Source organism: Pontibacillus sp. HN14, assembly GCF_021129245.1.
Classification (GTDB): domain Bacteria; phylum Bacillota; class Bacilli; order Bacillales; family BH030062; genus Pontibacillus.
Map to the genome: position 1 here is coordinate 1,339,612 of NZ_JAJOLR010000001.1, position 21,477 is coordinate 1,361,088.

General features: G+C 41.7%; 18 protein-coding genes. 7 read left to right on the top strand and 11 right to left on the bottom strand.

What is annotated here, in order from left to right; genetic code table 11:
• Nucleotides 1-65: 65 nt before the first annotated feature.
• Nucleotides 66-620, bottom strand: coding sequence for a hypothetical protein (locus tag LQ226_RS06955; RefSeq protein ID WP_231417120.1), 555 nt, complete (start codon nt 618-620; stop codon nt 66-68).
• Nucleotides 621-811: 191 nt separating this feature from the next.
• Here LQ226_RS06955 and LQ226_RS06960 point away from each other — a divergent pair, with 191 nt between their 5' ends.
• Nucleotides 812-2,002, top strand: a complete 1,191-nt coding sequence (locus tag LQ226_RS06960) for a M14 family metallopeptidase (RefSeq protein ID WP_231417121.1) — start codon at nt 812-814, stop codon at nt 2,000-2,002.
• A 258-nt stretch (nt 2,003-2,260) separates the two neighbouring features.
• Nucleotides 2,261-3,622, top strand: coding sequence for a hypothetical protein (locus LQ226_RS06965; RefSeq protein WP_231417122.1), 1,362 nt, complete (start codon nt 2,261-2,263; stop codon nt 3,620-3,622).
• 77 nt (nt 3,623-3,699) lie between these two features.
• On the opposite strand, the gene LQ226_RS06970 is transcribed toward LQ226_RS06965, so the two are convergent.
• A complete protein-coding gene (locus LQ226_RS06970; RefSeq protein WP_231417123.1) occupies nt 3,700-4,422 on the bottom strand; it encodes a DUF421 domain-containing protein in 723 nt (240 codons plus the stop codon).
• Between the two features lie 218 nt (nt 4,423-4,640).
• Between LQ226_RS06970 and LQ226_RS06975 the strand changes: the two genes are divergently transcribed.
• From LQ226_RS06975 to LQ226_RS06985, 3 genes are read left to right on the top strand one after another with little or no spacing between them, the layout of a single operon-like run.
• Entirely contained in the window at nt 4,641-6,200 is a 1,560-nt protein-coding gene (locus LQ226_RS06975) for a spore germination protein (protein WP_231417124.1), read from the top strand.
• A 16-nt stretch (nt 6,201-6,216) separates the two neighbouring features.
• Nucleotides 6,217-7,308: a GerAB/ArcD/ProY family transporter gene (locus LQ226_RS06980; RefSeq protein ID WP_231417125.1), complete on the top strand. Its 1,092-nt coding sequence runs from the start codon at nt 6,217-6,219 to the stop codon at nt 7,306-7,308.
• Entirely contained in the window at nt 7,305-8,474 is a 1,170-nt protein-coding gene (locus LQ226_RS06985) for a Ger(x)C family spore germination protein (RefSeq protein ID WP_231417126.1), read from the top strand. Before LQ226_RS06980 ends, LQ226_RS06985 begins: the two co-directional genes overlap by 4 nt.
• 35 nt (nt 8,475-8,509) lie before the next feature.
• Here the strand turns inward: LQ226_RS06985 and LQ226_RS06990 are convergent, their stop codons facing one another.
• Complete coding sequence (locus LQ226_RS06990) at nt 8,510-9,499, bottom strand: sodium:calcium antiporter (RefSeq protein ID WP_231417127.1); 990 nt, start codon at nt 9,497-9,499, stop codon at nt 8,510-8,512.
• A gap of 144 nt (nt 9,500-9,643) precedes the next feature.
• Between LQ226_RS06990 and LQ226_RS06995 the strand changes: the two genes are divergently transcribed.
• Complete coding sequence (locus LQ226_RS06995) at nt 9,644-10,837, top strand: cation:proton antiporter (protein WP_231417128.1); 1,194 nt, start codon at nt 9,644-9,646, stop codon at nt 10,835-10,837.
• Between the two features lie 104 nt (nt 10,838-10,941).
• Here LQ226_RS06995 and LQ226_RS07000 read toward each other — a convergent pair whose 3' ends face one another.
• From LQ226_RS07000 to LQ226_RS07035, 8 genes are all read right to left on the bottom strand, one after another.
• On the bottom strand, nt 10,942-12,237 hold the full coding sequence (locus LQ226_RS07000) for a dihydrolipoamide acetyltransferase family protein (RefSeq protein WP_231417129.1): 1,296 nt from the start codon (nt 12,235-12,237) through the stop codon (nt 10,942-10,944).
• Nucleotides 12,238-12,257: 20 nt separating this feature from the next.
• Nucleotides 12,258-13,241 carry an alpha-ketoacid dehydrogenase subunit beta gene (locus LQ226_RS07005; RefSeq protein WP_231417130.1) on the bottom strand — a complete coding sequence of 328 codons (984 nt, stop codon included), beginning with the start codon at nt 13,239-13,241 and terminating at the stop codon, nt 12,258-12,260.
• Nucleotides 13,242-13,256: 15 nt separating this feature from the next.
• The gene (locus LQ226_RS07010) at nt 13,257-14,201 is read right to left on the bottom strand and encodes a thiamine pyrophosphate-dependent dehydrogenase E1 component subunit alpha (protein WP_231417594.1); all 945 of its coding nucleotides are present in this window, start codon (nt 14,199-14,201) and stop codon (nt 13,257-13,259) included.
• Between the two features lie 69 nt (nt 14,202-14,270).
• Nucleotides 14,271-15,692 (bottom strand): dihydrolipoyl dehydrogenase, encoded by a 1,422-nt coding sequence (lpdA, locus tag LQ226_RS07015; protein WP_231417131.1) that lies wholly within the window; start codon nt 15,690-15,692, stop codon nt 14,271-14,273.
• Nucleotides 15,693-15,706: 14 nt separating this feature from the next.
• Entirely contained in the window at nt 15,707-16,816 is a 1,110-nt protein-coding gene (gene buk / locus LQ226_RS07020) for a butyrate kinase (RefSeq protein WP_231417132.1), read from the bottom strand.
• Between the two features lie 16 nt (nt 16,817-16,832).
• Nucleotides 16,833-17,927, bottom strand: a complete 1,095-nt coding sequence (bcd, locus tag LQ226_RS07025) for a Leu/Phe/Val dehydrogenase (protein WP_231417133.1) — start codon at nt 17,925-17,927, stop codon at nt 16,833-16,835.
• Between the two features lie 15 nt (nt 17,928-17,942).
• Nucleotides 17,943-18,848 carry a phosphate butyryltransferase gene (yqiS, locus tag LQ226_RS07030; protein WP_231417134.1) on the bottom strand — a complete coding sequence of 302 codons (906 nt, stop codon included), beginning with the start codon at nt 18,846-18,848 and terminating at the stop codon, nt 17,943-17,945.
• 112 nt (nt 18,849-18,960) lie between these two features.
• Entirely contained in the window at nt 18,961-21,039 is a 2,079-nt protein-coding gene (locus LQ226_RS07035; protein WP_231417135.1) for a sigma 54-interacting transcriptional regulator, read from the bottom strand.
• A gap of 140 nt (nt 21,040-21,179) precedes the next feature.
• On the opposite strand from LQ226_RS07035, the gene LQ226_RS07040 reads away from it, so the two are divergent.
• Entirely contained in the window at nt 21,180-21,413 is a 234-nt protein-coding gene (locus tag LQ226_RS07040) for a DUF2627 domain-containing protein (RefSeq protein ID WP_231417136.1), read from the top strand.
• Nucleotides 21,414-21,477 lie beyond the last annotated feature (64 nt).

Genomic DNA, 21,477 nt, shown 5'->3' on the forward strand with positions numbered 1-21,477 from the left:
TATAACCCAAAAGCATTAAATAAGCGACAAGCATTTTATACTTGTCGCATTTCTAGGAAAGATTATCATTCAACCTCCCCTTTATTCGTTACATATAACGTACATTTATGAGTCACCATCATGAAAAGAGATGATCCGATAAGGTCTACTTTAGGATGAAATAAAACCGTATCGAGAGCTGATAGTGGAACTCCTTCAGGGAGACAATAAGCCGTTGCAAAAGAAGTTTCTGGAATAAATAAGGCCACTAGAATCAGTATACCGCAAGCAGGGGTTACAGCCAATAAGCTCCATTTCATGTAGTGAGGGTTAGGTTTTGAGAGTCCAATAAAGAAAGGACGCCATGCATCTATAGATAATCCTAAAAGGATCCAATGGACTATTGGCCCCGAAAAGATTTCCATACCAGTGAAAAAAGCAGCATGTTGAAGGGTAAGTATAATGGAGAATAAAACTAATGACACAAGAGAAGTCCAGGCCATTTTTTGTGGGATGAACGGAGTTAAACTATATAAAAACAGCGATGGTACTACAAAATATAGAAAGCTTACAAGAATCATATGAAAAGGAACAGAAAGGATCATTTGCTCGCTATAGAAGAAGACTAGTGAAATAATCATAGAACTAAAGAAAGCCAACCCTTTTAAAGAATAAAAGAAGGAAAGTCTCAGTTGAATCACCTACTTTCCTTCCCATATTACGTTTTCGAGCTTGCCACTATACGTCTTCTTTTTCCTTCTATTTATAAAAACTTCTTTTGAAAAGATTATTCTCATACACTGTAATGATGTTTGCCTAAGGAGGTTTTCGTATGGATGTAACGGTGCGACAAGGGGATTCTCTCTGGTACTATAGCCAATTGTTTTCTCTTCCTTTTCAGCTGATTGTGGACTCTAATCGTGAAATCAATCCTAGTCAGCTTTTTATAGGTCAGTCTATTAAGATTCCTGGCTTTGTAACAACAAATGTCTCGATTTCAAGGGGGGATTCCCTGTGGTTGATCGCCCAGCAAAGTGGCTTACCGGTAGATGCGATTTTAGTAACGAACCCTGGTGTGACTCCAACCACACTTCAGATTGGTCAGGTCATTCGGGTACCTGTGCGAGTTACCTGGCGAGTCGTAAATGGCAAAGAAAATTATACGTATGAGAAAATGATCGAAGACATTAACCAGCTTGTAGCGATCTACCCATTTGTGATCAACGAATCAATCGGAAGCTCTGTTATGGGGAAAACACTCCCAGAACTTAGAATTGGGAGAGGCTCTAAACGCCTTCATATGAATGGCTCCTTTCATGCAAATGAATGGATTACAACTCCAATTATAATGCGGTTCTTAAATGAATATCTCGTATCTCTAACAAATTTCGGACAGATACGCGGACTGAACATGCTCCCCTTCTACGACCTTACTTCGTTATCCACCGTACCGATGGTCGATCCTGATGGGGTGAACTTAGTCATTAAAGGCTTACCTGAAGAGGAGCCTTACCGGTCTAACGTATTGGACATTAACGGAGGAAATACTGATTTCTCTACGTGGAAGGCTAATATTCGAGGTGTTGATCTGAACAATAACTACCCTGCCAATTGGGAAATTGAAGCAGAGCGGAAAGAACAACAACCCTCCCCCTTCAATTACCCTGGCCCATCTCCATTATCAGAACCCGAATCCATTGCTATGGCGGATTTGACCTATGCTCGAGACTTTGCCCGCATCCTAACCTTTCACACTCAAGGTGAAGTTATTTTCTGGGGGTATGAAAACTTAGAACCACCTGAAGCTGAAGTCATTGTGGAGGAATTTGCACGCGTAAGCGGGTACCGACCTATTAGAGAAGTAGACAGCTACGCAGGTTATAGGGATTGGTATATTCAAGAATACCAAAGACCTGGCTATACCATTGAACTTGGAAAAGGCATAAGCCCTCTACCCCTTACCCAATTTGACGAAATCTATCAAGAAACACTCGGAATCTTCCTCGCCAACCTTTACATGTAAACCCTTTATCGCGTTAAAGACTTACTTGGTGTCAGACACCCTTCTCCGCACTAAAGCAATGAAGGGTGTCTGACACGCTTTTTCTCTCTAAAGCAGGGACGCAAGCTTGACGAAAGCCTTTACAATGCACTTTGGGGGATATTTTTAGGTTCTTGTGTTACGATATGAAAGCTAGAACTTCGGAGTTAGATTGGAGCTTTCATAATGATACATTTCGCTAAAAGAGGCTATACACTCTTTATTAGTTTATATGCCATTATGCACTTTTTTGTCTATTTCATTGGTGGCGAACTACCCTCGACCTTACTCTCACTGGCCGGATTGGCAGCGTTTATGTTGGGGTATTTCTTCTTGCCTGTTAAGCAGGCATCCATTTCCTTGTTACTTTTGAGTATCGCTCTTATTATTCATTTTACAGCAGGGACATCCTTAATCGATGGGATCATATCAGGATTTGGCGTTATGAGCGGACTTATCGCGCTTTTACTCATTGTACCTATGATTAGTTGGGTATTAGAGGAGAAGCCTTATATTGAGTCTGTTATAAACTTTGCCCAAAACCTTCTGAATACGAGTCGTAAATTTTACTTTGGGATGATGGTTATCACCCAAATTATCTCTTATTTCCTTTTGTTCGGATCGATTCCGATGGTGTATGGGATGGTAAACGACTTCCTTAGTAACCAAAAAGGCGAGGCCTGGGAGAATTATAAAGGAACTGCCATGTTAAGAGCTTTTTCTCTTACAACGATGTGGGTGGTAAGCATACCAAGCTTCATCTTTGCAGTCGATGCACTTGGAGCTTCTTTATCCTTATCAATCTTACAAGGTTTTGTCCTTTCTCTTGCTGGCATTTTCTTATCCGTCCTTTTCTCTTATTATCAAGAGCGCCATTACGGAGTTGATTTAACTGCAGGAATACAAGAAGAGTTGAGGAAGATCGCAGAGAATAAAAAAGATGAAACAAAAGGAAACCGTGATGTTTACGAATTCGCCTTTTTATTCATCTCATTATTCGGATCCATTTTCCTTCTTAATGCGTTGTGGTCTGCCGAACTGCTCTTAATTATTCCAATCGTCATCGTATTTTGGGTACTGCTCTACTTTTTTATTCGCAGGAAACCAGGAGCCATCCTCAAAAATGCCAAAACCTATGTACGTAAAGATATCCCTAATAAAGGACAGCAGTTCTCTATTCTTTTGGCAGCTGGCTTTTTGATTAACTCCGTAAATCAATCAGGATATGGGAAGTATATAGTTGATGGAATCTTCTACCTTACAGATGCCGTACCATTCCTGAACTTCTTATGGGTCTTACCATTTGTAGTGATTATTCTGGGCTTTATTGGTCTTGGTCCTTTGACGGTTATTGTATTAGTGTCAGGAATCTTGCAGGGCGTGGATTTACCTTATCCACCTGAGATTATCGTCCTTGGGATCACGTCTGGAAGCGTCATTTCCATTATGCTTTCCCCACTCATACTCCCATCGATTATATTGAGTTCCGTGAATCGCCTAAGTATCATTAAAAATGGTCTATTGTTCAATTACAAATACGCCATTGCTTTTTACTTTATGGTACAAATTTATTTACAACTATTTATCGTTCTATTCTTGTGAGAGTGAACCTGATCAGGTTCACTCTCTTTTTCTACTCGATCGCTTCGCCAGTAATTAGAGTGAGAACCCTTCATTAACTAATGTTCTATAGGAGGAAGATCGTCTACCTTTGAGTCTTTTAATGAAAACATACAAACCCCGCGGGAAGTCATCGCCCCATAGAACACCCGACTTTCATGGGGGATGTTCTGCTGATTTAATTGTTTCCGGATCCATTCCTTCTCTTTCCCCATTCTCCTGAGGATGTCCATTTGAATCACACCATCTAAAATAACAGGTACCTCGTAGTCATTTCCTGTCCTCATTATATGTAACTCTTCACGGGTTGGAGGTTCCATTAACGGTTTTCGTTTTACCGATAGACGTCCATTTGGTTCTACTATTGCTAGTTCCACTTCTGAAGTTTGGAAGACTCCCTGCTCTCTCAGCATTTGCAATACGTTATCAATAGAGTACTGTATCCGCTTTAGGTTTGTTCGCTTCCACTCCCCCTTATATATCACAATGGTAGGTTCAAATGTTAACCATTTTCCAATCTTTCTCTTCTTTAATTTTATGAACACAATCACCTTTTGAAGAATCGCAATTACAACGATTGCCACGACAGTGTGAATGTGTTGAATGTTTGGGTCCGCAATATCAGCACCCACAACTGATCCAAGCACAAGAACCGTTAAAAAATCAATTACAGGAAGTTCTCCAATTGATCGCTTCCCCATATATAACCCAATCGCTAACATGAGAGGCAATATCGTAACAATTCTTCCCATAACCTTTAGGGAATCCATCATGATTTCCATTTCGTTCACTCCTCATCATTTATAGAACAAGTTCTAAATCGGATGCATAATCCATCACCAAAATATCTCATAATAAACAAAAGGTGATAAAGATGAAAATCATTGTTGATCATTTACCAAGTATATCCGTTTTAATAGGTGCTTTATTCGCCTGGGGGGTCCCATTTACCATCAGGCGCTTTGTCATTTGGCTACAAAAAGAGTAAAAGGAGTCATCTATGAGAAAGTATCTGAATCGATTACTCTTCCAACATACGAATCGGAATACAGACAACGCTTCGGTTTCGTCTGAAGAATCTCCCCTTCAAGAAGAGCGACTCACCGGAGAATTATCAAACGATATCAAAACCCTACAATCCTTACTAGGAAATAGTTTTGACTTAAAAATCGTCCAGTTTACATGTGAGCCTTACAAATATGAGGGTGCTTTTTTATTTATTGAGGAGTTAACGGAGACCCTTGTTATACATGAACAGCTAAAGGCGGTAAGAAGTTTAAGCGAAACAACCTTCCTATCTGATTTGAGCCCGGAAATCATGCGCAAAGAAGTCTTAACCATTAGTGAGTCCGCTATTGTAGACACACTTCATCAGTGTATATCCAATTTACTCCTTGGAAACACACTTATTCTTTCTCATTCCTTCGGCGACGGCATCATCTTAAATTCAAGGAAAATGCCTCAACGAACGATCCAACCTCCCTCATCTGAATCGGTAGTACGAGGGCCGAGAGATGGTTTCGTAGAGACGCTCCTTCTGAATATAGGTCTTGTTCGAAAGAGGTTAAAAGATCCTGACTTACAGTTAGATTATTTTAAAGTTGGAGAACGGTCTAAGACAGATGTTGTTGTCATGTCTATTAATGGATTAACAAACCCTTCTATTGTAGAAGATGTGAAGAACAGGCTCAATAAAATTGACATAGACAGCGTGCAAGAATCAGGGGTGATCGAACAGTTAATTGAGGAGAACTCCTTGTCTCCCTTCCCTCAAGTGCAAGTTACAGAAAGGCCAGATACCGTTGCTGGCTCTTTAGCAGAAGGAAGAGTCGCGATTATCGTAGATCATACACCATTTGTGTTAATTGCACCGCTTACCATCAATTCTTTTTACCAGAGTGCTGAAGACTATTATGAACGATGGATCTATTCTTCTCTTATACGTATCTTACGAATTGGGGCAGCAATCATTGCCTTATGTCTTCCGGCCCTTTACGTTGCGTTGATCTCCTATCACCAGGGTCTTATTCCTACTGATCTCGTTATTTCATTAGCCGGAAGTCGGGAAGGGGTTCCGTTTCCTTCCATTGTAGAAGCTCTCTTAATGGAAGTGACGATTGAAATCTTAAGGGAAGCAGGGATACGGCTGCCTAATCCAGTTGGACAAGCCGTTGGAATTGTTGGAGGTCTTGTTATAGGCGAATCTGCCGTCTCAGCAGGTCTTGTAAGCCCAATGATGGTAATTGTGGTTGCTCTTACAGCGATTTCTTCTTTCGCACTGCCTCAATACTATGTAGGGGTATCGTTACGAATACTTCGATTCCCCCTTATGGTCTCAGCAGCTCTACTTGGGTTATATGGGATCGTCATTGCCCTTATCCTATTATCGATTCACCTTATCCGGTTAAAAAGTTTCGGCGTTTATTATTTGGAACCACTCGTTCCATACACCCCTAGCGGTTGGAAGGATATGTTTATACGAACCCGGACAAAACGTCTTATTTATCGGCCAGAGATGCTAAACCCTGAAGATAAGAAAAGGATGGGGACAAAAAACTAAGGGAGGAGGATGATTCATGAAGTCAGTGTTGAATACAGCAGGCCTCTCTCAAAATCAAGTGACGGTAGGGATTTGCCTGACTGTACTCGGGGTAGGCATGATTACGTTACCTCGAGAAGTATTCACAGCTGCCGGTATTGCTTCAGGATGGGTCAGTGTCCTTATAACAGGAGCTTTAGCAATAGGGGTTACCTTTTTGTTAGTCACACTAAACAATCGATATCCTGGGGCCACTTATTTCGAATATAATCGTCTAATCGTCGGAACCTGGGCCGGAGGTATCATCACGTTTCTCACTACAATATATTACTTAGCCTTTGCTGCATTTGAAGCACGAGCTATGGCGGAGCTTATACAAATGTTTATTTTAGACCGCACTCCCGTATCCTTTACGATTCTAATCTTTATCGGTACAGCCGTATACTTAGTATTGGGTGGATTATCAGCGGTATTTCGTTTATTTGAGCTCTATTTCCCTGCAATTATATTCTTCACCCTCCTTATTATGATTCTAAGCGCCAACCAATTTGAAGTGAACCACCTACGTCCTTTCTTCGAGGGATTCACCCCCATTGTGAAAGGACTGAGCGCTTCCATCTTATCTTTCGTTGGGATTGAAATCATTTTATACGTTCAAGCTCACATGAAGAACCCCAACCAAGTTAAAAAAGCGGTTGTTTACGGAATTGCAATCCCAACCTTCATGTATACACTTATCGTCATTATGGTAGGTGGCATCATGGGTGTTGGAGAAACCAAAACCCTTGTTTATCCTTTAATGGAGCTTGCTAAATCAATAGAAATTCGAAACTTCTTTTTTGAACGGTTTGAAACGTTTTTTATACCTCTTTGGATTTTGTCTATCTTTACAACAATGTCGGTTGTGGTTTATTTAGCTGCCCTCGGAATGAAGAAAGTTTTTCATATAAAAAGGGAAACGGCCGTTTTTACTGTTATCCCGATCATCTATATCTTAGCGATGACCCCAAAAGACATAAACGAAATGTTTACGATGGGAATTTGGATCGGATATAGTATGATTTTATTTGGCATTGTCATTCCGCTTCTCCTCTTGTTGATCTCGCTGATAAGGAGGCAGAGACAATGAGAGTATGCATGATTCTAATAGGTGCACTTCTTATTCTCACTGGTTGTTGGGACCATAGAGAGATTGAAGAACTAGGTATTGTGACAGGGGTTGCCATCGATCAGCCAGAGGACTCAGAGCAATCTCACATGCTGACCGTAACCAACCAGTATGTCTTACCTCAGTCCATCTCTTCACAAGTAAAAAGTGGAACATCAGGCAACAAGCCTTATGTAAACGAGACTGTAACCGCGCCATCTATTTTACAAACAATCCGGGAGCAATCTAAATTTGTTAGCCGCCCTCCCTATTACTATCATTTGAAATCTGTCGTGATTAGTAAGGAACTAGCAGAAAAGACTGATCTCTTAAAGTTAACCTATTTCTTTTACAGAGATCACGAAATAAGAAGAAGTGTCCAAGTTTTTCTATCGGACGAGAAGGCTAGAGACCTGTTTACTATAGCTCCAGAAGAAGATAAAGTACCATCCATATACTTAGATAAATTAACTCAGAACTACACTACAAAAACGGCGGAAATGGCTCCATCCCTTTCTCTTGGAGATATGTCTAAGTATTTCTCTCATGAGAAGAGTTTTATCATCCCATTGGCTTCTTTAAAGGAGAATGCCATCTATTTAAACGGCGGAGCCATCGTTGATGCTACTTCTAAAAAAATGGTGGGCATTCTCACAAAAAACGAAACCAGAACCTATAACTGGATTACTGAGAAATCCCAAGGTGGAGTGATCGAGGTATACGGAGTAGACCATGATCAAAAACATCCCTTCACCTATGAAATAAAAAAGATGAAAAGCAAGGTTACCCCCACTTACAGGAACGGGCAACTCACTTATGACATTCGTCTTTCTTACCAGGGTAAACTAGGAGAAGACTGGAGCTATCAATCCAACCAGTTCAACCAAGGTTATGTGGAACAACAAGAGAAGGCTATTGAAGAAAAACTATATTCTATTGTTGTAGAATCTCTTCAAAAAGCCCAGCAAGAACACGGAGTTGATTATTATGAATTTATGGAGCCCTTTCGAATAAAGTACCCAAAGGAATGGTATAAATTAAAAGACAATTGGAATTCAGTTTTCAGTAAAGCAACCTTTAACGTGGATGTTTCCGTTTTAGTCGAACACTATCAGGATGTCGGCCGAAAGCTTCCATTCACCCCATAAAAAGAGGTCTACTCAACTTGAGCAGACCTCTTTTTTTATTTCATTTGATAAACCATAAACGTAGCTACCACATAAAGACCAATAATTAAGAGCGGCGGAACCACATATAAGGAGGTTGACCGCTCTTTCTTTCTCGTAATGCTGTAAAGAATTACGAAGACAACTACAATGGAAGAAGCACTTGTCACGATATTAGAAGGGCTAGCGTGAGCAAACAAATTATTATCGAAATAGATCACATCCGTAAAGGAAAGAAGCATAATATTAAATGCATTACTTCCTAGCAATGAACTAACACCCATACTGTAATTCCTTAATTTCAGAGCTGTAATAACACTGACAGCATCGGGAAGTGAAGTACTAGCGCCAACGAGGAAAGAACCCACGAAAGAAGAACCTAATCCTGTTATGTCGGCGATCTTGTCTGCTGTTATCGTTAATACGGACCCTACTATCATGATCGCTACAGCACACAACGTAAATCGCACTACGATTTGCTTATACGTATAATGGCCATATTTCTCATTCTTTCGACTTCTCCTTTGTACCTTTTCTTCAGTTTTTTGATTAATCCAACGCACCCCAATAATATAGACCAATACCAGGATAATGGAAAAAAGGCCGATGTGATAAATTTGTGCAGGTACTTTTATAACTAATCCCGCTATCACAACAAGCGTCATAAGTATTACAAGATAGCTGTATAATTTACTTCCTACATCCGTTTTCCCCATAATCTGTGTCTTTCGATAAATAATATCCAATACGGCTAACGCCAGTAAATTGAATAGGTTACTTCCTAAAAGATTTCCTATTGCTAAGTCAGGACTATCAATCGAAATCGCTGTCACACTTGCCGTCAATTCTGGCAAAGAAATAGCAGCACCAATTAAGATACCCATAAAGGAAGAGGATGTTTTGTTTTTTTCGCTTAACCCGTCCCCAAACATCGCAAGACGGCTGGCTACAAAATAAGCTAATATAGCTGATAAAATAAATAATCCAAAGGTTAAAAACTGACTCATTTTTCACTTCTCCTAAGTAAAGGATTCGACTTTTACCCATTCCCCTATAAGGGAAGCGTAAACTAGAATATTTTGCCCATCTTGAAAGATTGAAAGGGTAGTATAGTGGGAAATGATTTATATCTATTGTTTGGGGGTCTACATATGAATGCAACTCACATCATTCTTCTATTATTAATTGGCTACATCGTTTTCAGCCTTGATAAAAAACAAGAAAACATTCCTGTGCCACCTGTATTAGTGCTCATCGGGATCAGCCTCTCGTTTGTGCCTTATTTTGACTCAATTGCGATTACAGAAACGACTCTCTATGATATTTTCTTACCCGCTCTACTTTTCACATCCGCTTATCGGTATCCTCCAAAGGCCCTAAGAGAGCACGGCGGACTAATCGGAGCTTTAAGTACAGTCGGTCTACTTATAACAGCCGTTCTATTTGGATTGGTCATCTATTCTATAGGAGGGTTCTTCCTCCCCCTATCATTCATTGGCGCGATGGTCATAGCGTCCATTTTAACACCTACAGATCCAGTATCCGTCGTCTCTATTCTCAAACAGTCTGCTGACAACCCTAAGGTTGCTGATGTAGTGGAAGGAGAATCCATGATTAATGATGGAACGAGCATTGTACTGTTTACGTTCCTATCAGGTATGTATCTTCATCAAGAGGAACTTTCCGTTTCCTCGTTTATAAATGAATTTCTTCTGGTCTCGCTAGGTGGTGCATTGCTTGGAATCTTTTGTGGTTGGGCAGTGAGTAAAGCTGTGCACTTTACTCACCACAAGGAGTACCAGGTCATGCTAAGTATCATTCTGGCTTACGGTATTTTCCTTGTAGCTGAGCACATTGGAGTATCAGGCGTTCTGGCAACAGTGGGAGCAGGGATTATGTTGAGTTGGGAATTTGAGCATACGAACAAAGAAGATCATTACCGGGAATCATTAGATGGCTTTTGGGATATTGTAGAACCAACTATTCTATCCATCGTCTTTTTATTGATCGGAATTGAAGCTGCTAGTTATTTAGCGTTTAACTATTGGATATTATCGATCGTAATCTTTATAGCCTCCCTACTGATTCGGTATCTTGTCCTATTCGGAACCATCAAAATATTCCCAGCATGGAGGAAAGATATAAATGCAAAGGAAATTACAATCATGAGCTGGTCAGGTATTAGAGGAACAATGTCCGTCGTTCTCATTTTGGCCTTACAAGCAGAAAGCGGCAGCGGAGAGGCGGATTACCTTCTGTCCCTTTCTTTTTCAGTCGTGCTGATCTCACTCATCGTCCAGAGTCTTGGGATCTTCCCTTTAAGTCGCTCTCTTTTAAAAAAATGAATCTGAAATTGTAAATAAGATTTCTGTTACCGGTACATCCCTGTTCGTTTTTGTGAATATAAATCAAACCCCTCTGAGCTATGCGCTCAGAGGGGTTTTTTTGTTTAATAAACAGATGTATTATCTTTTGTCATATTTTCTAGTATCTCTTTTACGCGGGCAAGGAAGTTACCTGCTACGAGACCGTCTAACACACGATGATCAAGAGATAAACATAAGTTGACCATATCACGCGCTGCGAACATACCGTTCATAAAGACCGGCTTCTTCACAATTGATTCTACTTGAAGAATGGCCGCCTGTGGGTGATTGATTACTCCCATAGACTGAACAGAACCAAATGAGCCTGTATTATTAACCGTAAATGTACCACCTTGCATATCATCATTGGTTAACTTACCATTCCGTGCTTTTGTTGCAAGGTCCGTGATATCTTTCGCAATTCCTTTAATGCTTTTATCATCAGCATTTTTAATAACAGGAACAAACAATTCGTTCTCTTTCGCAACAGCAATGTTCAGGTTAATCGCTTTTCGTTGAATAATCTTATCGCCTGCCCATGTGCTATTCAGCTGCGGATATTCTTTTAACGCTTGAGCTACTGCTTTAACAAAGAATGAGAAGAATGTGAGACCAAAGCCTTCTTTGTTCTTGAAGTCTTCTTTCACAGCGTTTCTATACTCTACAAGGTTTGTGACGTCCACTTCAACCATCATCCAAGCATGAGGAATTTCAGTTTTGGATTTGACCATGTTTTGGGCAATTGCTTTTCGAACACCCGTTACAGGGATCTCAACATCTCCCTCGTTTGCTGTTGGCTGAGGTCCAGCAGATGGTTTAGGCGGTTGCTGCACAACAGGAGCTTCCTTCTCTTTAGGAGCAGATTTCGGTTCTTCTGCTTGTTTCTCTTCCTTAGGCGCTTCTTTTGGAAGATCCCCTGAAGCAATGACTTTCTCAATATCTTTCCGTGTAATACGTCCTCCACGGCCAGAACCTTGAACTTGATTTAAGTCAATGTCATTTTCCTGTGCCATACGCATAACAGCAGGTGAATACCGTTTCTTCATTGGTTGATCGGCATCGTCATCTGATGTACCAACCCCATCTTTCTCAACCGGCGCTTCAGGTTTTTTCTTTTCTTCTTCTTCTGCACCATCACCCTCTGTTTCGATGTAGCAAATTAAATTTCCTACTTCAATTGTCTCGCCTTCATCTGCAACAAGTTCAACAATTTTTCCGCTATAGGACGATGGCACTTCTGCATTCACTTTATCTGTCATGACTTCAGCGATCGGGTCATACTTCTCTACTGTGTCTCCTACTGAAACAAGCCAAGAACTAATGGTTCCTTCTGTTACACTCTCCCCGAGCTGAGGCATATTAATCTTTTCTTTAGCCAACTGAAAGCCCCTCCTTCATACTAGAATTCAGCAAGATCACGCATTGCTTTTTCCACTTTATCTGGGTTCATCATAAAGTATTTCTCCATTGGTGGTGAGTATGGCATAGACGGTACATCTGGACCTGCCAGACGTTTTACTGGGGCATCAAGATCGAATAAACAATTCTCTGAAACGATCGCAGACACCTCTCCAATAATGCTTCCCTCTTTATTATCTTCAGTTATTAAGAGCACTTTTCCAGTTTTCTTCGCAGCTTCAATAATGGCTTCTTGATCTAACGGATACACCGTGCGAAGATCTAAGATATGTGCATCAATTCCCTCTTCAGCGAGCTTCTCTGCTGCTTGAAGAGCAAAGTGGACACATAATCCGTACGTAATAACGGTGATATCTGATCCTTCGCGTTTTATATCCGCCTTCCCAATCGGAAGCGTGTAATCGTCTTCTGGGACTTCACCTTTAATTAAACGATACGCCCGTTTATGTTCAAAGAATAGAACAGGGTCATCATCACGAATAGCTGCTTTTAATAACCCCTTCACATCATAAGGAGTAGATGGCATAACAATTTTCAATCCTGGCTGATTCGCAAATACAGCTTCAACAGATTGTGAGTGATACAATGCTCCGTGAACACCGCCACCATAAGGAGCACGAATGGTCATTGGAACATTCCAATCGTTATTAGAGCGATATCGTGTTTTCGCTGCCTCAGAGATAATTTGGTTTACAGCAGGCATAATAAAATCAGCAAATTGCATTTCAGCAACAGGGCGCATCCCGTACATAGCTGCCCCGATCCCAACACCTGCAATGGCGGACTCAGCAAGAGGCGTATCGATTACGCGTGCCTCTCCGAACTTATCGTATAGACCATCTGTTGCGCGGAATACACCTCCACGTTTCCCAACATCTTCTCCTAACACAAATACTTTTTCATCGCGTTCCATTTCCTCATGCAACGCTTGTGTAACGGCTTGAATATAAGACATTACTGGCATATTCGTTTCCCCTCCTTACTCGTCCTCAGCGTAAACGTATTTCAATGCGCTTTCAGCTTCAGCATATGGTGCCTGTTCTGCATAATCTGTAGCCTCATTGATAAGAGATTTCATTTCATCTTCTAATTCTTTGTCTTTCTCTTCTGTTAAAACTCCTACTTCTTGTAAGTAGGCTTTAAACGTGATCAACGCGTCTTTTTTCTTTGCTTCTTCAACTTCTTCACGCTCACGATACGTACGGTCATCGTCATCACTTGAGTGTGGCGTCAAACGATAAGATACCGTTTCGATTAGAGTCGGTCCTTCACCATTACGCGCACGATCCGCTGCGCCTTTCACAGCTTCATAGACGGCTAATGGGTCATTCCCATCCACTGTATAACCAGGCATGCCATAGCCCACAGCACGATCTGATACTTTCTCGCAAGCCAATTGCTTTTCTAACGGCACTGAAATCGCATATTTATTGTTCTCGACCATGACAATAACAGGAAGCTTATGAACGCCTGCAAAATTAAGACCTTCATGGAAATCACCTTGGTTTGATGAACCTTCACCTAAGGTAACTAAGGAAACAAAATTTTTCTTTTCCATCTTTGCGGCTAGGGCAAATCCTACTGCATGCGGGACTTGTGTTGTAACCGGTGATGAGCCTGTAATAATACGATTCTTCTTCTGTCCAAAGTGACCTGGCATTTGACGGCCACCTGAGTTCGGGTCTTCAGCTTTAGCGAAACCAGATAGCATTAAGTCTTTGGCAGTCATACCGAAGGATAAAACAACACCCATGTCCCGGTAATACGGGGCTACATAGTCCTCGTCACGATTTAGTGCATAAGAAGCTCCTACTTGTGCGGCTTCTTGCCCCTGACAAGAGATAACGAACGGAATTTTACCTGAACGGTTTAACAACCACATTCTTTCATCAATTCGACGTGCTAAGAGCATCGTTCGATACATATCTAATACTTCATCATCTGAAAGGCCTAGTTTTTGGTGACGGTTCTCAGTCACAAAAATCCCTCCTTATTATCCGTGAATTTGTTTTCCATCAACGGCTAATGCCGCTTCACCCATCACTTCCGAAAGGGTTGGATGAGGATGAATGCTATGAGCAACTTCCCAAGGAGTTGCATCTAATACTTTGGCAAGACCAGCCTCTGAAATCATATCTGTTACATGAGGGCCGATCATATGAACGCCTAAAAGGTCATCCGTTTCCTCGTCCGCTATCATTTTCACAAAACCATCTGAGTTGCCGTAAACGAGAGCTTTTCCGACTGCTTTAAACGGAAACTTACCAACCTTGACAGTATACCCTTTTTCTTTTGCTTGATCTTCTGTCAGACCTACACTTGCTGCTTCTGGATTTGAATAGATACAAGATGGCACTTGCTCCATATCCATAGGCATTGGATCTTGATCTGCCATATGTTCAACAGCTATTATGCCTTCATGAGAAGCTACATGTGCTAATTGCATTCCACCGATGACGTCTCCGATAGCGTATATATGAGATTCTTTCGTTTGATAGAATTTGTTCGTTTGAATGGCTCCGTTTTCAACAACAATGTCCGTGTTCTCAAGTCCAATGTTATTCACATTTGGAGAGCGACCTACAGACACTAGCATACGAGTAGCTGCAAAGGTCTTAGTTTCTCCTTTATGTTCAGCCTGGACCTCAATCCCTTCACCCTTCTTTAAGGTGTCGCCAAGAACTTTAGCTCCTGTCACGATCTTGACACCTTTTTTCTTCATCAGACGGGCCATTTCCTTTGAAATGTCCTTATCTTCTGTAGGGAGTATGCGATCTGTGTATTCAAGCACGGTTACTTCAACGCCAAAGTCTGCTAGCATAGAAGCCCATTCTATCCCTATAACGCCTCCACCTACAATGACGATGGATTCCGGGAGCTCTTCCATACTTAATGCTTCATCCGATGTCATGACATAGTTCTCATCCACCTCAAGGCCAGGGAGTGTGCGTGGGCTTGATCCTGTAGCTACTAAAACGTTTTTGGGGATGAGCATTTGGTTCTCATCTCCGTTGTTCATTTCTACCGAAATCGTTCCAGCAGAAGGAGAGAAGATGCTTGGCCCGAGTATACGTCCATACCCTTCATAAACATCTATTTTCCCTTTTTTCATTAACCCCTGTACTCCAGTATGTAGCGTATCAATAATGGATTGTTTACGTTCTTGTACTTTAAAGAAATTCAAGGTTGGCGTTTCTGTTTCAACACCGAAGGTATCCGCTTGCTTCGTTTGCTTAAAAACTTCTGCACTTCGGAGTAAAGCTTTCGACGGGATACACCCTTTATGAAGACATGTCCCACCTAATTTACCACTTTCAACAATAGCTGTTTTTAAGCCTAATTGAGAAGCTCGAACTGCGGCGACATAACCGCCAGTTCCTCCTCCAAGTACGACTAAATCATATTCATTCGCCAATGAACTCGCCCCTTTCACCGAATAGGGTTCGGATAGTGTTTTGGTTGCTCTTCATGACGTAAGACCCGGAGTGTCCCTTCAGTCAGAGCTTGTAATTCATTTTCACCAGGATAGATCAAACAATCAGCGATCCAATTTACTCTCTCTGTAATCATCGACACAAACGTTTTACCATAAGCAAGCCCACCTGTAAGTGCAATAGCATCAACTTTTCCACCTAAGACAGCACTCATCGAACCAATTTCTTTCGCAACCTGATAAGCCATTGCATCAAAAACAAGCCGCGCTTCATCGTCACCTGCTTCAATTCGCTTCTCTACATCACGTGCATCATTGGTTTCAAGGTAAGCCATAATCCCACCTTGGCCAACTAGCTTCTTCATAATCTCTTCTCTGTAATACTCTCCTGAGAAACAAAGGGATACAAGATCACCTGCCGGAACGGTACCAGCGCGCTCAGGCGAGAATGGACCATCTCCGTGTAATCCATTGTTCACATCAATTACTCTTCCTTTATGGTGGGCTCCAACCGTAATTCCGCCCCCCATATGAGTGACAATCATATTTAATTCCTCATAAGGACGTCCAAGTTCTGCTGCCACACGGCGAGCTACTGCTTTTTGATTTAAAGCATGGAAAATACTCTTTCTTGGAATCTCAGGTACGCCTGAAATTCTCGCTACTTCTTCCATTTCATCTACGACAACAGGGTCGACAATATAGGCAGGGATATTTAGGCTTTCAGCAATCTCATGGGCGATAATTCCACCAAGGTTTGATGCATGTTCCCCGTTATAACCCATTTTCAAATCATTCAGCATCTCATCGTTGACTTCATAAGTGCCTCCTTCGATTGGTCGAAGCAGGCCTCCTCTTCCACATATAGCATCTAATTTTGAACTACTGATGCCCTCGTGATGAAGGGCATCTAGTATAGTCTTTTTCCTGAAATCAAATTGATCAATGATGCGCGGAAATTGAGAGGTCTCTTCAGCTGTATGACGAATCGTCTCTTCGAAGATACACTGGTCATCGTTAAATACACCGATTTTAGTTGAGGTCGATCCTGGGTTGATGACAAGAATGCGATACGACTGTTGCAAGGTGTTTCCCCTCCACTCCATTAATACTTCTATCTTCTTAGCGTCTGCTTAAGATATGATGAGGATTTTGTATAAATTTGCTTTGTGTTTTGCGGCGCTTCTCAATACGCTCTTCTGCCATGCGATCAGCTGCTTTGTAGGTTGGAATGTTATCACGTCGGGCAATGTTGAATACTTCCATAACATTGTCATATAACCCTTTTACTTTCTTAAGCGCACGTTCTTGATTGTAGCCATACAGCTCGTCAGCAACGTTAATAACTCCACCAGCATTGATGACGTAATCCGGAGCATACACAATGCCCATTTCGTGAATCTGATCACCGTGACGCGCTTCTTTCAGCTGATTATTCGCCGCTCCCGCAATTACTTTAGCTTTTAATTGAGGAATCGTGTCATCATTAATTGTAGCTCCTAGTGCACATGGAGCATAAATATCACAATCTACTCCGTAAATCTCATCTGGTTCTACAGCTTTTGCACCGAAGTCCTCCACTGCGCGAGCTACAGATTCTTTATTAATATCTGTAACAATGAGTTGAGCCCCTTCTTCGTGAAGGTGTTTGCAAAGTTTATAAGAAACGTTACCGACACCTTGAACAGCTATTACTTTCCCTTCTAATGAAGGAGAACCAAAGGCTTCCATTGCAGCAGCTTGCATACCGCGGTATACACCATAAGCTGTTACTGGAGATGGATCACCAGAAGAACCAAAGGCAGGCGAGATTCCTGTAACATAGTCCGTTTCTTCATGGATTGTATCCATATCATATACAGTCGTACCTACATCCTCTGCAGTAATGTAACGGCCATTCAGTCCTTGAATATAGCGACCAAATGCACGGAACATTTCTTCATTCTTTTCGGTTTTCGGATCACCAATTATAACCGTTTTACCGCCGCCAAGGCCAAGTCCTGCTGCTGCGTTTTTGTACGTCATCCCTTTTGCTAAACGAAGAGCATCTTCAATTGCTTCTTCTTCTGACGCATATGTCCACATGCGTGTACCTCCAAGGGCAGGTCCAAGCGTTGTATCGTGAATCGCAATAATCGCTTTTAACCCTGAAGCTTCGTCTTGACAAAATAGTAATTGCTCATAATCGTATTCTTTCATATATTTAAAAATTTCCATGGTTCATTTCCCCCTCTAATTTTCCTTTGATGTTAATAGCGCAAGCGCTAATGAATATAATTTACTCTCCGCCGTATCTGAGCGCGAAGTAAGAACAATCGGCGCTTTAGCACCACTGATCACTCCAGCGACCTTTGCCCCAGCAAAGTAAACAAATGATTTATACAATGCATTGGCGACTTCAATCGCAGGAACCAGTAAGATATCTGCCTGGCCAGCCACTTCTGATTGAATTCCTTTTTGGTTCGCCGCTTCAATGGATACCGCATTATCAAACGCAAGCGGTCCATCTACTATACAACCTTTAATTTGCCCTCTTTTTTGCATTTGAGTTAAAGCTGCCGCATCAACAGTGGCAGGCATAGTAGGATTCACAACTTCCACAGCTGCGAGCGGTGCTACTTTAGGTAACTCGATCCCAAGACCATTCGCTACCTCCACAGCATTGGAAATAATCTGTGCTTTCTCTTCTAGTGTTGGCGTTATGTTCATTCCTGAATCGGTTAAGAGTACAAATCTTTCTCGATTTGGTACTTCAAAAACGGCAACGTGAGATAAAACCTTTCCTGCTCGTAAACCATAATCCTTGTTCAGGACGGCTTTTAATACAAGCTTCGTATCAATCTGACCTTTCATAACTACATCAGCGTACCCTTCTGAAACTGATTTAACCGCTTCTGTCGCTGTCAAACTTTGGTCGGATACGTGCTTCAGTTCAATCCGTTTATCCGAAAGATCTAATTCAACCGCTTCAGCTATGCGTTGAATCTCACTTTCTTCTCCCACTAGTAAAAAATTTGCAAGGTCATGTTCAATTGCATGTTTTACTGCTGTTAATACTTCCTTGTCAGCCGCCTGGGCAACGGCTACCCTCTTTTTTGATTGTTGATCGACTTTTTCGAGTATGTCCTGCAATTTCATAAAAACTCACCTTCCCATTACTCTCACATTACTACTTATGCAAAAAGCATGCCAACTTTATTGTTTTGAAAACGCTTTTTTATCCGTGATTTAACCTGCAATATATTGCGTACTATGAAAAATCTTGCATGCTAGATTTGTCAATGCCGAACTTATCAAGCTTATAATACAAATTCCGGATAGAAATACCAAGAACTTTAGCTGTTTTGGTTTTATTACCTTCACATGATCTAAAAGCGTCTTCAATGACCTTCCTCTCATATTCCTCAAGAGATGATTGCAAAGTTTGCCCTTCCCACTCCTCAGAGGGGACACTCTTTAAAGAGGGATACTTCGGATGTTCAAAGAGCTCGGGCAAATGAGACAGCTGCACCTCTTCCTCATTCATGCTCATGTAAATCATAGCTCTCCCTACGATATTCTCAAGCTCCCTTACATTCCCCGGCCAATTATAGTTCTCCAGGTAACGAAGAGCTTCCCTAGAAATCTCATTCACGTTCCGCCCATAATCCTGGTTGATCTTGTGGATTAAATGGTGGACCAAGGAAGAGATATCAACCTTTCTTTCTCTGAGCGGCGGGATAAAAATCGGCAAACGGTTCAAACGGTAAAAGAGATCTTCTCTAAAGCTTTTATCCATAATGGCCTTCTCCATCTTTACGTTTGTTGCTGCAATGACACGAACATCTATGGATACAGGCTTCGTTCCCCCAACACGTACAATTTCATTCTCTTGCAGAACCCGCAATAACTTAGCCTGCATCGGGAGGGATAATTCTCCAATTTCATCCAGAAAGATACTCCCGTGATTCGCCTCTTCAAAATACCCACGTTTACCACCACGTTTCGCTCCTGAAAAAGCCCCCTCTTCATACCCAAACAATTCACTTTCTAATATCGATTCAGCAATCGCAGCACAATTGACTCGAATAAATTTATTATGCCGACGATTACTTTCATTATGAATCGCATGAGCAAACAACTCTTTCCCTGTACCAGATTCGCCACGAAGCAGAACCGTAGCAGGTGTTTTTGCCCCAACTTTCGCCTGCTCTAAAGCAAGCGTCATCTCAGGAGAATCACCAATGATGTCATCAAAGGTATATTTCGCCTCAAGACTTCGTATAATTTGTCTGGCCTTCCTCAGCTCAGTCGTCAGGGATTGAATTTCAGAAACGTCATGCAAAACCCCAACGCTTCCTTTCAGCTTTCCATCAACAATAACCGGAGCCACATTAACAAGCACTTCCTTATTAGCAGGACCCACGCTCATCCGCACACCTCGCACCGCTCGTCTCGTCTGTAGAACGCGCATGTGCATGCTCTCACCCTCTGAGATATCAGCCGTCGCAGGCTTTCCGACGATCTCCTTTTCTGTGAGTCCTGTAATACGTGTATAAGCAGGATTAATCATGATCCCCATTCCATTTTCATCCACCACAGAGATTGCTTCTTCCGATGACTGGATAATCGCTTCTAGCATGGTTTTCACTTCTTTTAGATCCGTGACCTCCTCTGCTAGGTCCACAACTTCCGTTATATCATTGAAAACCGCAAAAGCTCCTAACACTTCTTGATTAGAACCTATAATAGGAATCCTCGTCGTAATAATCTTTCGGCCATTTTCAAGTTCAAGCTTTTGATTCACTTCTTTACGCCTTACTCTCAGAATGTGAGACAACCTCGACGTAGGAATAATTTCTTGAATCGGTTTATTCACCGCTTCTTTCCTCGTCGTACCTAGAATGCGTTCTGCACTTCTATTCATAAACGTGACGGTTTCCGTACGATCAATCACGATCATGCCATCATGTATGGCACTTAAAATAAGCTCTTGCTTTTGAGTCTGCTGCTTGAGCTCAGACAACAACTCATTCTTTTCTTCTAGCAACTCGGATGTTATGTAAGCCACAGACCCAGGAATAACAACCGTTTTCTTCGACCTCGCCTGAAGCAACTCCTCAAACACAACTTCACTTCCGGTCGCCTCAATAACAATATCAATATCCTCGTTAATATAATCCTTCCAGTCTGTACCCGTCGGGATCTTCTTCTCTTCGGCTAATCGCATCCCCGGAGCTGACGCTTCTGTATCCACAACCGCGACAATCTCCATCATTTCCGTTCCACTTAAGAGGGTTAAAAGGGCCGTCCCACCTTTACCTGCCCCTACTACCAACACTCTTTTCATACGCATCAACACCTTGCAATTATTTGCATACTTTCATATTAGGTGAATGTGCACATTTTAGCAAGCGTGACGAGGCTAGGAAGAGTCGCCACTCTCTGATATACTACAATGGGAAAGAACGAAAAGGGGAGAACACACTAATGGCACGGTTTACGGCAATGTTGATCTTATTCATCCCTGGTGCATTAGCTGTATTAGGGTTCAAGCTAATGCGTGACAGCTTATTTGGGATTGTGCACCCTCTTTTACTACAAGTTTGGGTACAATTCGCATTCGGACTAATCGCGTTCCTAGGGGGCCTTGCATTTATAGGTGGCTTTATCCTTTACCGGGACAAGAAGTTAGGAAAGACACAAGGACGATTCAAAAAATAAAGGATGTCCACCATAAAAACCGCCTGGCAAAAGGGCGGTTTTTTTCTTGCATCGTTCCCCTCTA

Bases quoted from the DNA above. Each gene is read 5' to 3' on its own strand.
- LQ226_RS07040 (WP_231417136.1), top strand. From the start codon at position 21,180: ATGGCACGGTTTACGGCAATGTTGATCTTATTCATCCCTGGTGCATTA.
- LQ226_RS07010 (WP_231417594.1), bottom strand. From the start codon at position 14,201: ATGTATCGAACGATGCTCTTAGCACGTCGAATTGATGAAAGAATGTGG.
- LQ226_RS06975 (WP_231417124.1), top strand. From the start codon at position 4,641: ATGAGAAAGTATCTGAATCGATTACTCTTCCAACATACGAATCGGAAT.
- buk (WP_231417132.1), bottom strand. From the start codon at position 16,816: ATGGAGTGGAGGGGAAACACCTTGCAACAGTCGTATCGCATTCTTGTC.
- LQ226_RS06990 (WP_231417127.1), bottom strand. From the start codon at position 9,499: ATGAGTCAGTTTTTAACCTTTGGATTATTTATTTTATCAGCTATATTA.
- LQ226_RS06995 (WP_231417128.1), top strand. From the start codon at position 9,644: ATGAATGCAACTCACATCATTCTTCTATTATTAATTGGCTACATCGTT.
- LQ226_RS07005 (WP_231417130.1), bottom strand. From the start codon at position 13,241: ATGCCAGTAATGTCTTATATTCAAGCCGTTACACAAGCGTTGCATGAG.
- LQ226_RS06960 (WP_231417121.1), top strand. From the start codon at position 812: ATGGATGTAACGGTGCGACAAGGGGATTCTCTCTGGTACTATAGCCAA.
- LQ226_RS06965 (WP_231417122.1), top strand. From the start codon at position 2,261: ATGCACTTTTTTGTCTATTTCATTGGTGGCGAACTACCCTCGACCTTA.
- bcd (WP_231417133.1), bottom strand. From the start codon at position 17,927: ATGGAAATTTTTAAATATATGAAAGAATACGATTATGAGCAATTACTA.
- LQ226_RS06970 (WP_231417123.1), bottom strand. From the start codon at position 4,422: ATGGAAATCATGATGGATTCCCTAAAGGTTATGGGAAGAATTGTTACG.
- LQ226_RS06980 (WP_231417125.1), top strand. From the start codon at position 6,217: ATGAAGTCAGTGTTGAATACAGCAGGCCTCTCTCAAAATCAAGTGACG.
- LQ226_RS06985 (WP_231417126.1), top strand. From the start codon at position 7,305: ATGAGAGTATGCATGATTCTAATAGGTGCACTTCTTATTCTCACTGGT.
- LQ226_RS06955 (WP_231417120.1), bottom strand. From the start codon at position 620: ATGATTATTTCACTAGTCTTCTTCTATAGCGAGCAAATGATCCTTTCT.
- yqiS (WP_231417134.1), bottom strand. From the start codon at position 18,848: ATGAAATTGCAGGACATACTCGAAAAAGTCGATCAACAATCAAAAAAG.
- LQ226_RS07035 (WP_231417135.1), bottom strand. From the start codon at position 21,039: ATGAAAAGAGTGTTGGTAGTAGGGGCAGGTAAAGGTGGGACGGCCCTT.